Source organism: Candidatus Leptofilum sp., from assembly GCF_965223525.1.
In the GTDB taxonomy this organism is placed as follows: domain Bacteria; phylum Chloroflexota; class Anaerolineae; order Promineifilales; family Promineifilaceae; genus Leptofilum.
Genome location: NZ_CBDCWX010000004.1, coordinates 1155246 through 1170357 on the forward strand (window position 1 = coordinate 1155246; position 15112 = coordinate 1170357).

The 15112-nt window shown below is 50.4% G+C and carries 7 protein-coding genes; 6 read left to right on the forward strand and 1 reads right to left on the reverse strand.

Features of this window, described 5'->3' with window-relative positions; translation table 11 throughout:
* Positions 1 to 11 precede the first annotated feature (11 nt).
* Positions 12 to 1028, reverse strand: a complete 1017-nt coding sequence (locus ACOQPM_RS05090; RefSeq protein ID WP_420628147.1) for a LacI family DNA-binding transcriptional regulator — start codon at positions 1026 to 1028, stop codon at positions 12 to 14.
* A 538-nt stretch (positions 1029 to 1566) separates the two neighbouring features.
* Between ACOQPM_RS05090 and ACOQPM_RS05095 the strand changes: the two genes are divergently transcribed.
* The 6 genes from ACOQPM_RS05095 (at position 1567) to ACOQPM_RS05120 (ending at position 15033) form a co-directional block, all read left to right on the forward strand.
* On the forward strand, positions 1567 to 3051 hold the full coding sequence (locus ACOQPM_RS05095) for an ABC transporter substrate-binding protein (RefSeq protein ID WP_420628148.1): 1485 nt from the start codon (positions 1567 to 1569) through the stop codon (positions 3049 to 3051).
* A gap of 139 nt (positions 3052 to 3190) precedes the next feature.
* Positions 3191 to 4168 (forward strand): carbohydrate ABC transporter permease, encoded by a 978-nt coding sequence (locus tag ACOQPM_RS05100; RefSeq protein WP_420628149.1) that lies wholly within the window; start codon positions 3191 to 3193, stop codon positions 4166 to 4168.
* A 4-nt stretch (positions 4169 to 4172) separates the two neighbouring features.
* Positions 4173 to 5246 (forward strand): carbohydrate ABC transporter permease, encoded by a 1074-nt coding sequence (locus ACOQPM_RS05105; protein ID WP_420628150.1) that lies wholly within the window; start codon positions 4173 to 4175, stop codon positions 5244 to 5246.
* Between the two features lie 236 nt (positions 5247 to 5482).
* Positions 5483 to 6337 carry a glycoside hydrolase family 16 protein gene (locus ACOQPM_RS05110; protein ID WP_420628151.1) on the forward strand — a complete coding sequence of 285 codons (855 nt, stop codon included), beginning with the start codon at positions 5483 to 5485 and terminating at the stop codon, positions 6335 to 6337.
* A gap of 210 nt (positions 6338 to 6547) precedes the next feature.
* Positions 6548 to 11386, forward strand: a complete 4839-nt coding sequence (locus ACOQPM_RS05115; protein ID WP_420628152.1) for a carbohydrate binding domain-containing protein — start codon at positions 6548 to 6550, stop codon at positions 11384 to 11386.
* A 197-nt stretch (positions 11387 to 11583) separates the two neighbouring features.
* Entirely contained in the window at positions 11584 to 15033 is a 3450-nt protein-coding gene (locus ACOQPM_RS05120; RefSeq protein ID WP_420628153.1) for a hypothetical protein, read from the forward strand.
* Positions 15034 to 15112 lie beyond the last annotated feature (79 nt).

Consider the following 15112-nt stretch of genomic DNA (forward strand, 5'->3'; position numbering starts at 1 on the left):
CATGAAACCAATTAACGCTGACGGGCAACTGACTCGCGGATAATCAATTCACCATGAAACTGGGCTAACTCTGGCAATTCGCCATTGATCAACGACAACATGGCCTGCGCTGCTTCTTGCCCCATTTGAACAGATGGTTGACGAACAGTCGTCAAAGGCGGCACCATGTAAGCTGCCGATGCTTCATCATCAAAACCGACTAGAGAAACATCATCTGGCACACGAAGACCGCGTCGGTAAAGCCCCAGCCGAGCACCTAAAGCCATCGCATCATTAGCGGCAAAGATTGCCGAAAATGGCTGTTTTTCCATCAGCAACATTTCTATTGCCAGAGCCCCAGACTGCTGCTGCAAATTTCCCTCCACTATCAGGCGCGGGTCAGGGGATAAGCCTGCATCTACCAATGCTTGTTTATAGCCCCGAAGCCGCTGTTCTACATCAGTTACGGCTTCCTGATAATGCATTTTAGCTGTGATATGGGCAATGTTGCGATGGCCCGCTTCAATCAGATAGTTGGTTAACTCATAAGCAGCCTTAAAATTGTCAGCGAAAATGCAGTTACTATTCATGGATGCTAATTCTCTGGCCACTACAACAGTAGGTATTCTTTGGCCAACTTCGGCCAAAAACGATTCGGAAAGCTGCCCCCCAACAAAAATAAGACCATCTACACGTCGGTCTGTAAAGGTTTCTACAGCCCGCTGCTCAATGACTCTATCCCAACGGCCGTCTGCAAATAGTGCTGAATAATCAGAACTTTCCAACCCCTGCAAAATTCCTGCCAAAATACCATCATAAAAAGGGCTGCCAAAATTCTGCGTAATCACCCCAATTGTCATCGATTGCCCACTTGCCAAACTTTGGGCAAACACATTTGGACGGTAATCAAGATCCGCAACGGCTTGCAACACAGCTTCCCGCTTTGATGCCCTAACCCCGCTAGATTTACGCAAAACCCGCGAAACCGTGCTTATAGATACATTGGCTTTCTGTGCAATATCTTCGATGGTAATTTTTCTCTGAGCCATAAATATCACCCTGATCGACAGTTTAAAACCCGCCCTAATGAATGCATCATAGTTGAAAACGTTTTCACAAGTTAATCAACAAATCGTCAGTTTTCAATATACCACGACTGTTTCTGTTGTGCACCTTTTACACATAGCACCTAATTTGATTGTTCATATTGACAAATAGGGGCAAATACATTATTATCTTGAAAACGTTTTCAAGATAATGGTTAAAATGCTCATTTTTTAAGAAAGCATTTTCAAAATGCGTATGTCAGCCCCTTCAAAAACATGCGCGATCCTGGAAAATGTTGAACAAATCTCCGCAACACGCGCACCAATACAACTAAATCAAGTTTGCGTCAGCTTTAACTAATGAACTATCCCGCCGCAAACAGCGGAATATTCAATCCCTTTAGGACAAATAAAAATAAGAGGAGGTGCTTATTCAAGAAGGTTTGACCAAATTCACTTCAATCACCCCTGTTGCACACAAGCCAACCTCTGGCTTGCCAAATTTTAACCGAAAACCTAATCAATCCTATGGAGGAGAGAAATGAAAAATATACGGTTTTTACACATCATCCTTTTAGCCGCACTTAGTATGTTGCTTTTTGCCTGTGGTGGTAGCGGCAGCGATCCAGAAGAGGCAGACACATCTTCTGAAGATACAACCACAACCGAAACAGATTCATCCACCGAAGATACTACTGAAGAAGTAACAGACGAATCGTCTGGTGACAGAACCCAGGTTCGCTGGTTCGTTGGCCTTGGGGCTGGTTCTGATGAGCCAATGTTTGAACCGCAAGAACAAGTCGTTGCCGATTTCAATGCCAGCCAGGATGAAATTGAGTTGGTTCTGGAAATTGTAGATGCTGACCAGGCTTACGCCACCCTGGCCACGCAAATTGCTGCTGGCAATGCTCCCGACATCGTAGGCCCAGTCGGCATTCGTGGTCGTGACTTCTTCCGTGGTGCCTGGCTAGACCTTCAGCCGCTGATCGATGCAGAAAGCTATGACCTCAGTGATTTCGACCCTGCGCTTGTGGAATTTTATGTTGATGCAGCCGAAGGTCAGCTCGGCCTGCCATTTGCCATCTTCCCCTCATTCCTCTCTGTAAACTATGACCTCTTTGATGAAGCTGGTTTGGAATACCCGCCTATGGAATATGGTGCACCCTACGTGAATGCTGATGGCGAAGAAGTTGCTTGGGATTTGGATGCATTGCGCGATGTAGCTCTCTTGTTAACCGTAGATGCAAACGGTAATGACGCCACCAGCCCTGACTTTGATAAAGACAACATCGTGCAGTTTGGTTACTACGAACAATGGACTGACTTCCGCGGCGTTGCCACCCTGTTTGGCCCTGGTTCTCTGGTGGATGACAGCGGGAATGCTCAGGTACCAGATCATTGGCGTGACGCTGCCAAATGGTTCTACGATGCACAGTGGAACGATGTCTTCTACCCCAACGGCATTTACGATGCTTCTGACATCATTGCCGGTAACGCCTTTGAGTCTGGCAACGTTGCCATGTCTCACACGCATCTTTGGTATCACGGCTGCTGCATTGGCAACATCGACTTCACCTGGAACCTTGCCGCTGTGCCTGCAAACGAGCTTACAGGTGCACCAACCGCTAAAATGCATGCCGACACCTTTGGCATCATGAAATCTAGCGACAATCCAGAAGCAGCCTGGGAAGTCTTGAAATTCTTCCTCGGCGATAACGCTGAAGAGATGACCAATATGTACGGTGGTATGCCCGCTCGCCTGAGCCTGCAAGATACCTACTTTGAAACCTTTGCTGAAGGCATTGCCAATGGCGACACCATTAACTGGCAGGTTGTTGTAGACTCCATGGCCTACGCCGACAACCCTAACCACGAAAGCTACATGCCCAGCCCTCAAGAAGCCAACGACCGCTACAACGAATTCTGGTCTCTGCTAGGTCAGGAACCGGATCGTGACGTAGATGCAGATATTGATCTCCTCATCGAAGACTTACAGGCCATCTACGATGCCGCTGGCAACGAATAAGTTCTTCTAAAACAATAAGAAGGACATCAATATGTTATGTTGGTGTCCTTCTGTTTTCCGCTTTTTCTGCTTTTTTATTATGGGGAAGTCATTTAAACAGTGTCGCTAATCGCAAGCGGTGCTAATAGAGGAGGCACAGATGGCAGCTATCACTCCGGATACTGTACCTGAGGGAACTCAGGCTGGTAAGCAGAAGCGGGGACGCATTGAACGGGAACAAATCAAGTGGGGTTTGATTTTTCTTAGTCCCTGGCTCATTGGTATTGTTATTTTCTACCTCATCCCATTTATTGCTTCATTTGGTTTTTCACTAGTCGAATTTAACCTTGCCGTCCCAGAAGAGACGTCATTTGTCGGCTTTTCTAACTGGCGTCGGGCATTATTTGATGATCCAAATGTGTACGAATCATTTGGCGTCACTTTTCTCTTCGCCGCCATTTCATTGCCGATTGGGATGATCTTCGCCCTGCTTTTGGCGCTATTAATGAACTCGAATAGCGTCCGAGGCAAAGCTTTTTTCCGCACCATGTTTTTTATGCCAACGATGGTTCCATTGGTGGCCACTGTTTTGATTTGGGGCGGCGTCCTCAACGAACAAACAGGCTGGTACAACATCTTATTGCAAAATGTTTTTGGCATTGAGGCAGTGGGGGTTAGCGGTTTGCGCTGGCTGGCGGATCCTAGACTGATTTATTTCACACTCACCTTTATTGGCCTTTGGGCTGTGGGAAACACAATGATGATCACCCTCGCTGGCTTACAGGGCGTGCCCACAGAAATGTATGAAGCAGCAGATATTGACGGTGCCGGTTACTGGCGCAAGATGATCAGCATTACCGTGCCAATGATCTCTCCGGTGCTTTTCTACAATCTCGTTTTGGGTGCCATTGGCCTCATGCAATATTTCCTGGTGCCGTTCGTCCTCAATGGGGGTAACGGTTTTCCCGACGGAACGACTAATTACGTAGGGATTTACTTCTACAATCAGGCGTTCAAATTCTTTAACATGGGGTATGGGGCAACGATTGCCTGGCTCATCTTCCTTGTTTCTCTTGTTCTAACCGTTGTTTTATTCGGCAGTGCCCGCTACTGGGTTTACTACGCTGGGGAGGAATAATAGCATGGCTTCTGTCACAATACCTAACCGCAAATCAGGCTCCCGATTATCTCCTAAGGCGCGTCAACGTTTAAATATAGTGCTCATGACGCTGTTTACAGCGATCGTTCTCTTCATTTTCTTACTGCCGTTGGGGTATGGGATCGTCACGTCATTGAAGACAGACACCCAGGTCTCCACTGCTGGTGCACCTTGGTACCCAGCGTCTCCGGTGACATTTGAGTATGAGGGTAGAGAATACGATGTGTATGAGGTGCCAGTTGACGGCCGTATCGAACAATGGGCTCTCATCAATAAAGGGCGTGAAGCAAGTGAATTCATTGACCCTGATAATCCCGCTGCTAGCTTGATCCCTTGGGACGGCCGTTGGCGCACCCTGGATCAAGCGTGGGAATGGGACCCTGTTTGGAGCAATTTTATTGACGCCTGGAACACAATTAACTTTCCACGTCTGCTGGGCAACACCGTCTTCTACGCCGTCCTAAGCACGATTGGGGCTGTGTCCTCAGCGGCCCTCGTTGCTTACGGCTTTGCTCGTTATAACATCCCCGGCAAAGGAACGTTGTTCCTCGTTGTAATGGCGACAATCATTTTGCCCCCAGCGGTGACATTGGTGCCTACGTATGCATTCTTCAACCGAATAGGCTGGGTAGGCACCTGGTGGCCACTCATTGTGCCGCAGTTTTTTGCCAATGGATACAACATCTTCTTGCTGCGACAATTTTTCTTGGGCATTCCCAAAGCATTAGATGAGGCAGCAATGATCGATGGTGCTGGGCATTTCCGAATTTTCTGGTCAGTGATTTTGCCGCAGGCAAAGGCTGCGCTGCTGGCCGTTACGCTGTTCCACTTCTTCTTTGCCTGGAATGACTTCTTCGGGCCGCTGATCTATCTTGCTGGTAATCCAGACCTGTACCCAATTACCGTTGGGCTGAACGGCTTCAATGGTTTGTATGAAGGGCAGGATAACCTGATTCAAGCAGCGTCACTTACAGCAGCTGTTATCCCTTTGATTGTTTTCTTCTTCGCTCAAAAAGCGTTCATTCAGGGCGTTGTCATTACGGGTGTAGACAAGTAGTTATCTGATTGATGTGCAGATTTCTTAGCACAAAGAGGTGGATGCATATTCAAACGCATCCACCTCAGTAAAAGTATAAAAGCTGCACATTCTTTGTGTTCACTGTTCTAGTTTCTGTTTTTTAAACAAATTTAGTGCCCATTTGCAAAATGAAGGCGCATAAATGCGTTGGGGAATTAGCAAATAGGCTGAAGTGGCTTTTCCAAACAGCTATTTAAATTTCGTGGTGGCAATTTATGCATCTCAAAAAAGCCTTTCTCCTTCTGTTCTTGCTAACGGCCGCTTGCGGTGCAAATGCCGCTGCCCCAACTGCAACTGAGCCACCCACACCAGCGGCAACCCCTACCCCAGATTGGATGCTAGAGGGTTGGAACCTTGTTTGGCAGGATGAATTCGATGGCGAAACCATTGATTCTGACAACTGGACACATGAGGTTGGTGGACACGGCTGGGGGAATGGGGAAGCCCAATATTACAGTGACGATCCCAAAAATTCTTATATTGAAGATGGCGTTTTGGTCATCCAGGCTTTGCAAGAAAATGTAAGTGGCAAGCTGTATACCTCGGCTCGGCTGAGTACGCAGGGCAAGGTTGAGGTGGCATACGGCCGTATCGAAGCACGCATTCAAATTCCCGTCGGGCAAAGCCTTTGGCCCGCCTTTTGGATGCTGGGTAATGACATAGATCAAGTCGGCTGGCCCTTTTGTGGCGAGATTGACATCATGGAAAATATTGGCTCTGAGCCTTCTGTGATTCACGGCACGGTACATGGCCCCCGCTACTTTGGTGCCAATGGGGTGGGCATGGCCAAACGACTATCCGGCGGTGCTCAGTACACCGATGAGTTCCACATTTTTGCCATCGAATGGGAAGAAGATGAAATTCGCTGGTACATGGATGGCCAAATGTACCAGAAGCTCACGCCTGCGGCCGTTCCAGGAGATTGGGTATTCAACCATCCCTTCTTCATCATCGTCAACCTAGCCGTTGGCGGAGAATGGCCCGGCTACCCAGACGGTACCACCACATTCCCCCAAATCATGAAAATTGATTATGTCCGCATTTACGAAAAAGCCGATGCAGTAGAATGACACAGGCAAAATGTAGATGTTAACCATAGGAGGAAACGCTATCGAAAAATAAAAGCAAATCATTTCTAAACTAACAACATTGTAGACATAATGATTGGGTTCCATGCAGCAAAATTGGGAAGGTGGGCCAGATAACATGAACCCCCGGTACAGGATGATCAAAGTGCATCAAGAGATGCAACCCATCTCCTGTAAGGATGAAAAAGATTGATGAGTAAAAAAACCCGAGCTTTTACTTTTTTGGCGCTGGCTGGCTTATTGCTAACAGCGTTTCTGGCACCTTTTTCTTTGGCCGCAGCAACACCAGACGTGGTCATTGATGATTTTGAAGATGGCGACACCTCTGATTGGATATTCTTCGGTGGCAACGCTGCTGGTGGCGGCGGTGGCCCCTTAGACGATAGACCCCAAGAAGGCAGCTTCTACTTCAGCACTGGCTGGGGCGGCGAAGGCACTGCCAGCGATTTTTATGGCGGCACTTTCAAGAATTTCGACAATGCGGCGCAAGTTACTTTGCCTGCCGACCCCGTGTTCAACATTTGGGTGCTAAACCAAAGCAACGCCACTGTTGACGAATACCGATTAGAAATCACCATTCGTGAGGATCTGGATGGTGATGGCTGGACAAGCGGTTCAGAAGATTCCTTCCGATATGACACGACCTTCGCAGCTGCCTCATTTGATGATGAATGGACATTGATCAGCGCGCCTGTTAGCAGTTTTGCGGATCAGTTTACGGGTGGAGATGGCACGTTTAACGGCAACCTCGACGAAATTGTGATTGTAGTTGCTGGTGTTCAAGGTGCAGTTGGCTCCACAGTTGAAGTTGATTTTGACAACATCTCTTTCAGCTCAGGAACGCCCACCGCCATCATTGATGATTTCGAAGATGGGGACACCTCCGATTGGATCTTCTTCGGTGGTAACGCCGCTGGTGGCGGCGGGGGCCCTCTAGACGATCGCCCCCAGGAAGGTAGCTTCTACTTCAGCACAGGCTGGGGTGGTGAAGGCACTGCCAGCGATTTTTATGGCGGCACTTTCAAGAATTTCGATAACGCGGCGCAGGTGATCTTGCCTGCCGACCCCGTGTTCAACATCTGGGTGCTGAATCAAAGCAACGCCACAGTTGATGAATACCGCCTCGAAATTACCATTCGTGAGGACCTGGATGGTGATGGCTGGACAAGCGGTTCAGAAGATTCCTTCCGATATGACACGACTTTCACGAGTGCCTCATTTGACGATGAATGGACGTTGGTCAGCGCACCTGTAAGCAGTTTTGCTGACCAATTCACCGGTGGAGACGGTACCTTCAACGGTGCCCTCGACGAAATCGTCATTGTTGTGGCTGGTGTGCAAGGTGCAGTTGGCTCCACGGTTGAAGTTGATTTTGACAACATTGGTTTTACCGGTGGCTCACAGGCACCCTCCCAAATCATTGATGATTTTGAAAATGGCTTACCAGCAGGCGTAGACGAAAATGGCATTCCGGTTGGCTTCCTCACGTTTAGTGATGGCAGCCCTGTTTCCATTGCCACCACAGATGCACCACCGGAACCTGTACCGGACTCAGCCGCAGGCAACAATGTTATGGCTCTGACAGGGGACGTGACAGCGTTTGCTGGTTTTGTCCATGCGTTTGAAAATACGGCCGTAGACACCTGGGTTCCGCAAGATTGGAGCGGTTACGAAGGGTTTAGCTTCTGGCTGTACGGCCTCAACAACGGCACCACCGTTTTTGTAGACGTGATAGACAACCGCAATCCTGGTTCCACCACTGATGATGGCGAACGATTTACGGTCAGTCTGATTGATGATTTCTCTGGCTGGCAGTTCTTTGAATTCCCCTTCTCCAGCTTTGTACGCAAAGACATCGGCAATGGCGCACCCAACGATGGGTTCACCTTAACCCAGATTCATGGCTGGGCTTTGGGCACCCTCAACACCCCCGGCGAGGTCACTTATTACATTGATGATGTCGCCGTGTACGGTGTCGCTGAAATTCCTGATCTGGCCGTAACGTTTGCCAACGCAAATTACGACATTGAAGAAGGAAGTACGGGAGAGATCACGGTGCAGCTCAACCGACCCATGAACAGCGATGATCCTGCACAGGTTTCTGTTGATTACTTCACGGAGCCAGCATCCGCCACGCCCCGCACCGAGTACACACCAACCTCCGGCACGCTTACGTTTGTCAACGGTGGCGCATCAGAATTAAGTTTTTCATTGGAAACGTTCGATGACACAAAATGGGAAGGAACCGAGCGCGTCATCTTGCGGCTCACAAATCCTGTAGACGTTGAGGCTGGTTTTGCCGTACAAGCCGCTGCATCCATCGTGGAAAATGACACCTACGATCCTAATTTGCTAGATGATTTCGAGCGCTTCCCACATCTGTGGAACAGCAGCGATTCTGTTACCTTGTCGAATCCAACATTTAGCCAGGCTTCGCCGCTGGCACGCCCAGGGCAAGATGCCTACGAAGGCGTATTGCAAATTGAGGCACCGCTGGCTGTGGAAATTGAAGTGCAAGGCACCATTTGCAATCGCGGCAATGGGATCATCCCCGTTGTGCTGTTCTCAACAGACAGCTTTGATGCCACTACGGTAGACCATACAACGGTGACGTTAGGCGATGCGTACGAATTTCACAAGAATCGTCGTACGCGCCTGCCCATCCGCCATGAAGAAGATGTGGATGGCGATGGCGATCTAGACCTGGTATTCCACTTCCACTTTAGAGAAACCGGGTTGCCTTGCTTCCCAGAGGTGGTGCCTTTTAATGGGCAAACCTACGATGGCCAGGCCATTACCGCAGGTGGAGCTACTGCCAGCTTCGGGCGCGACTTTGCCATTGGGCAAGATTGGTCAAACGGCGAAGCGTTGACATTCTGGTATTACGGCAGCAACAGCGGCGAAGAAGTGACGGTAAATCTCAAAGATAACCGTGCGCCAGATCCTGGCCCAGCAGGCTGGGAAATGGTTTGGAGCGAAGAATTCAATGAACCGGCTGGTACGCCACCGAATCCAGACTATTGGAGCTACGAAATTGGGGACGGCACGGTCAACGGCATCCCTGGCTGGGGCAATGACGAATTCCAATATTACACAGATGATCCGGCAAATGCCGCTACCGACGGCAATGGTAACATGGTGCTGACGGTGCATGAGGCGGATGGCTCGCTGCAATGCTACTACGGCCCATGTGACTATACCTCTGCCCGGTTGATCTCTTGGCGCAAGGCGGAGTTTGCTTACGGCCGTATCGAATCCCGCATTCTTGTGCCAGAGGGTGAAGCTGGTTTGTGGCCCGCCTTCTGGAGCCTGGGCACCGATATTGACGTGGTGGGCTGGCCGCAAACGGGCGAGATTGACTTCATGGAGTATGTGAGCCGCTTGCCTAATGAAATCTTTGGTACCATTCACGGCCCCGGCTATGCTGGTGGACAAAGCTTCGGCAACGTCGTTGACTTTGGTGAACCGGTTTACAACAATTACCATACTTTCACCATCGAGTGGCAGCCTGACCTCATCGAATGGTATGTGGACGGCATGTTGTACCACACCGCCACCCCAGATGATGTCGCGCCCAACGAGTGGGTGTTCAACGACCCGGTCTTCCTGTTGCTAAACGTAGCCATTGGCGGTAACTTTGGCGGCACGATTGATCCCGAATTGCAGCTACCGCAATCAATGGCGGTTGATTACATCCGCGTGTACCAAGGCCCGGATACGGCCGAACAGTTTGAAGCCACCTTTGTAGACAACTTCACTGGCTGGCAGCAAATTGAAGTGCCCTTCACCGCCTTTACGCGCAGCGATGAACAACCGGCTGGCGCACCAAACGACGGCCTGACCCTGAGCGAAGTTTGGGGTTACGGCATCACCTTGCCCGACAGCGGTTTGCCAACAGGCACCACCTGGCTGGACATGGTCGCCGTAAAACCAGTGCCACCGCCAACGGCATTAACCGTAACCACCCTGGCCGACAGTGGCGAAGGCTCCCTGCGCGAAGCGGTTGAGCTGATCGCCCCAGACGGCACAATCACCTTTGACCCCAGCTTGGCGGGCGGCACCATTGCCCTCTCATCAGGTCAGCTTGATGTGGTTCGTAGCATGACGATTGACGGCAGCGGCGCACCTGGCTTGACGGTAAGCGGCAGCAACGCCTCGCGGGTCTTCCAGGTGGCGGCGGGTGCTGAGGTGAGTATAAACAGTCTGACGGTGGCTGACGGTGTCGGTTCGCCGCAAGGCGGCGGCATTCTAAACTACGGCGTGCTAAACTTGGACAACGTGACTGTGATGAACAACACAGAATCAAGTGGTGGCGCACCGGACTTCCAGTTTGGCGGCGGCGGCATCTACAATGGAGACGGTGCAACGCTGAACATGACCAATAGTGCCGTGATGAACAACAGCACGCTTGGTCAACCAGGTGGCGGCATCTACGGCTTCTTCAACAGCAGCATTAACCTGACCAACAGCACGGTGAGCGGCAATGTGGCTGGTGATGTAGCTGGTGGCCTGCGGACGTTGGGCAATGCAACTATCGTCAACAGCACCATCAGCGGCAACACGTCAACGGCGTGGCACGGTGGCGCAATGTTCAGCACAGATGGTACAGTAACCATCCTGAACAGCACCATTGTGGGCAACAGCGCACCAGATGGCACTGCAGGTGGTCTAATGGTGGCTACGTTTGGCGCAGCTGTGAATGTGACGGTGCAAAACAGCCTCATTGCCGACAACGGCACTTACAACTGTCAGGTAGAAGGTGATCCGGCTACGGCCGTTCTCACTTCTCTTGGCAACAATGTTGTCACAGGTGCCTCTTGTGCCGCCGTTGGAAGCGACATCATCGTTGCCCCTGGTGGGGCTGGGGTTGATGTACTGGCTGACAACGGTGGCTCAACGCTGACCCATGCTCTGTTGGCTGGAAGTGTGGCGATTGATGCAGCGAATACGGCCGTTTGTCCCACCGCCGACCAACGCGGAATCACTCGGGATGCAGCTTGTGACATCGGTGCATTTGAATATGTGCCGTAAGCGTCCGGCACGTTTATCAATTTAGAATAAGTTTTCTGAATGGATAGAGGCATCAGCCGGAAATATCCGGCTGATGCCTTTTCTTTGTCTCATTTTCTCTTGAATATAGAGTAACCATCTCAAAAAATCTCTGTGAACCTCTGAGGTTCTCCGTGATTCTCTGTGTTCCAAAAAGTATTACAACAAAAGCAAAAAACATGACTGATATTTTCATTGGCAACACATCGCTCGAAAAAACAGCAACGACACTTACGGGAACATACGTCCAAATGATGGGTGAAACGTATTATCGCATTGCCCATTACGACCAGATGCCGCCATTTTTCATGAGTCTGGTGAGTGGCACCAACCATTGGCTTTTCATTGCCAGCACCGGCGGCCTAACGGCCGGGCGCATCAACGCTGACTCCGCCCTTTTCCCTTACGAAACAGAAGACAAAATCACGGCACATAGCGATTTGACAGGCAGCAAGACAATTATTCGCGTTACGCGCGAGCACACACACCTCTGGGAACCATTTTCTAATCGCTACGCTGGCATTTACAACAGTGAACACTATCTGTACAAAAATGTCCCCGGCAACAAGCTCATTTTTGAGGAAGTGAACCACGATTTGGGACTAACTTTCCGTATTGTTTGGCGCACGGGCGACCGCTTTGGCTTTATCAGAACGGCTTGGCTGACGAATGATGCGGAGACCGACTGCCAGATCACCTTGCTGGATGGGCTGCAAAACATCTTGCCATATGGGGCAAATACGGGTTTGCAAACCAACATGAGCAGTTTGCTGAATGCATACAAGCGGAATGAGTTGGAACCAAAAACGGGTCTGGGTATTTTTTCGCTTAGTGCGACAATTAGTGATCGTGCCGAGCCGAGTGAATCGTTGAAGGCAACGGCCGTTTGGCAGACAGGCTTAAACGCAGATACACATTTGTTGAGTGGTAAGCAGGTGGATCAGTTTCGGCATGGGAACCTCCTGATCTCGGAGCATGACATTTGTGGTAAGGCAGGCGCGTACTTTGTCTCGTCTACGTTTGCTATGTTGGCTGGCGAGGAAAAGAGATGGCATCTTGTGGCAGACGTGAACCAGACGGCAACGGCCGTTACGCATCTCACTCAGTTTCTACAGCAGGATACAGCATCCATCGAACAAGCGCTCGAGGCGGATATTGACCAGAATACGGCCGTTTTGCTGGGCTATGTCGCCGCCGCCGATGGTTTGCAATATTCGGCTCAGAAAACGACATCGGCACACCACTTTGCCAACGTGCTGTTCAACATCATGCGCGGTGGCATCTTTGCAGATGGGTATCAAATCGAGCGGAACGACCTGCGGAAATTCATGCACGTTCGCAATCGGGAGGTGTACAAAATACACGCCGATTGGTTTGCCGCCTTGCCAGAACAAACCGACATCCGCGACCTGTACGCACAGGCTAGGGTAACGGGAGATATTAACCTGATTCGACTTTGTTACGAATATCTACCGCTCACATTCAGCCGACGGCACGGCGACCCCAGCCGTCCGTGGAACCGTTTTTCGATTAACTTGAAGCAGGAAGATGGCTCGCCGCGCCTGAATTATCAGGGGAATTGGCGCGACATTTTCCAAAATTGGGAGCCACTCGCTTTGGCGTATCCCGATTACGTGGAAGGTCTCATCGCCAAATTCCTAAACGCAACCACGGCTGATGGATACAATCCATACCGCGTGACTCGTGATGGCATCGAGTGGGAAGTGCTGGAACCGGATAATCCGTGGTCGAATATCGGTTATTGGAGCGATCACCAAATCATTTACTTGCAAAAATTGCTAGAAATTGCCGCCCAAGTTCATCCCGAAGCGTTAACCAGGCTAGGAAATCAACCGATTTTTGTATATGCCGATGTGCCGTACCGGCTGCGCTCTTACAAGGAGATGTTGGCCGATTGGGCACACACGATTGATTTTGACGAGGAACGGAATGAGGCGACGGAAACGGCCGTATCCCAACTAGGCACAGACGGCCGTTTATGCCACGATGACAATGGCAACATCATCCACGTCACGATGACGGAAAAGCTACTCACGCTTCTGCTGGCAAAACTCGCCAATTTGGTGCCGGAAGGCGGCATTTGGATGAATACCCAACGCCCCGAATGGAACGATGCGAATAATGCGTTGGTGGGCAAGGGGCTATCGGTAGTGACGACGGCGTATTTGCGCCGTTTTATTGCGTTTTGGCTGGCGCAGCTGGGTAATGGGCAGGAAACTTTTGCAATAAATATGGCTCTTTCCACCTTCTTCATCCAACTAAAAACCATTTTCGATGGACATCAATCCAGTTTAGAGACGGGATTCACTGAGAAGGCTCGGCGCGATTTCATGGATGATTTGGGAACGGCCGTTACCGCTTATCGCCAAGAAATCTACCAAAACGGCATTCCCAACACCCAAACAGAGCTACAGGCAGAAGATTTACGCGCGTTTTTGGCCTTGGCACAGCGGTACATCGAACACACCCTGCACGCCAATCGGCGGGAGGATGGCTTGTACCACACCTACAACATCCTCAGTTTGGGCAAGGGACAAGCGGGGGTAGAAAATCTCTACCTTATGTTGGAAGGGCAGGTTGCTATCCTTTCTTCCGGTTTGCTTTCGGCCGATGAAGGTTTGGCGATGTTGCAAAGCCTGCACCACAGCGCTTTGTACCGCGCCGACCAGCATTCATACATGTTGTATCCCAATCGTCGCCTGCCCACCTTCCGCGAGAAGAACAACATCCCCGCCGAACGAGTTGCTGACTCTAAGCTGACGGCGGCATTGGTGGCGGCAAAAGATGTGCGCCTAATCGCGCGGGATGCGGCGGATGTTTACCATTTCAACGGCAAATTCCACAATGCTCGTGATGTTGTGGCCATTTTAGATCAACTTGCCCAAGAACCCGCCTACACCGAGATGGCGATTGCCGAGCGGGAAGCAATCTTGGAACTGTTTGAAGAGACGTTTAACCATCGCGCTTTCACTGGCCGTTCGGGTACGTTTTTTGCCTACGAAGGGTTAGGAAGCATTTACTGGCACATGGTTTCCAAACTTTTGCTGGCAGCACAGGAAATCTATCAGCTTGCCGTGCGTGAAGGGGCGGCCTCAGCCACTACAGAGGCGCTTGCCAAGGCGTACTACGACATCCGCGCTGGTATCGGTTTCAACAAATCCCCCGATGTGTATGGTGCGTTTCCTACCGACCCATACTCGCACACGCCGATAGGGAGTGGCGCGCGCCAACCGGGGATGACGGGGCAAGTCAAAGAGGAAATCTTGACCCGCTGGGGCGAGTTGGGCATTTCGGTGCAAGATGGCAGCCTCCAGTTTGCCCCCACGTTGCTCCGCGCCGATGAATTTTCGGTTGCGCCGGACAGTTTCACGTATTTGGATATGGACGGGCAGGAACAAACAATTAGCTTGCCTGCTAATTCATTGGCGTTTACGTTTTGCCAGATGCCGATTGTGTATACGTTGGGAGAAACTACAGAGATTGAGGTTGTGTTTGCAGGTGGAGGGGGAACGGTGATAGGAAACGGCCGTTTAGGCCAAACCATCAGCCAACACATCTTCGACCGAGACGGGCAGGTGTGCTTATTGCGCGTCACCTTGGATTGTTGAAATTCACGCGGATAGAAGAAACATGGATAAAAATTTAAAATCCATGTTCCCTCCATTCGTGTCCACAAAACAAGAGGAA

Bases quoted from the DNA above. Each gene is read 5' to 3' on its own strand.
- ACOQPM_RS05095 (WP_420628148.1), top strand. From the start codon at position 1,567: ATGAAAAATATACGGTTTTTACACATCATCCTTTTAGCCGCACTTAGT.
- ACOQPM_RS05115 (WP_420628152.1), top strand. From the start codon at position 6,548: ATGAGTAAAAAAACCCGAGCTTTTACTTTTTTGGCGCTGGCTGGCTTA.
- ACOQPM_RS05090 (WP_420628147.1), bottom strand. From the start codon at position 1,028: ATGGCTCAGAGAAAAATTACCATCGAAGATATTGCACAGAAAGCCAAT.
- ACOQPM_RS05100 (WP_420628149.1), top strand. From the start codon at position 3,191: ATGGCAGCTATCACTCCGGATACTGTACCTGAGGGAACTCAGGCTGGT.
- ACOQPM_RS05120 (WP_420628153.1), top strand. From the start codon at position 11,584: ATGACTGATATTTTCATTGGCAACACATCGCTCGAAAAAACAGCAACG.
- ACOQPM_RS05105 (WP_420628150.1), top strand. From the start codon at position 4,173: ATGGCTTCTGTCACAATACCTAACCGCAAATCAGGCTCCCGATTATCT.
- ACOQPM_RS05110 (WP_420628151.1), top strand. From the start codon at position 5,483: ATGCATCTCAAAAAAGCCTTTCTCCTTCTGTTCTTGCTAACGGCCGCT.